The following is a 255-nucleotide window of genomic DNA, read 5'->3' as shown; positions in this document are numbered from 1 at the left end:
TCCTGGCTGACACAGTTGAAGCGGGCGACAGCATCACCGGCGGCGACGGTACAGACACCCTCATCGTTGTCAACGGCGGTAACGTCACAGCCACATCCAGCGTCATCACCAAAGTTGAAGCAGTCCAGGTATTGTTGAACAATGCAGCCCAGGCTGTAGACTTCAGCAAACTGCCAGACGTCACAGGCGTCCTGGTTCGCAACGTCTCCAACAACAACGTAGCAGCCCCAGCTGACTCCGCACCAGTTGCTGGTA

Annotated in this window: 1 protein-coding gene; it reads left to right on the top strand. The window is 56.9% G+C overall.

Annotated elements, in window-relative coordinates:
* On the top strand, nucleotides 1-255 hold a 255-nt coding region (locus ACO0LK_RS27105), incomplete at both ends, for a hypothetical protein (RefSeq protein ID WP_422980623.1).

The sequence above is a fragment of the Undibacterium sp. Ji49W genome, assembly GCF_049340205.1.
Lineage (GTDB): Bacteria > Pseudomonadota > Gammaproteobacteria > Burkholderiales > Burkholderiaceae_D > Undibacterium.
This window is presented reverse-complemented; position numbering and strand designations above follow the sequence as displayed.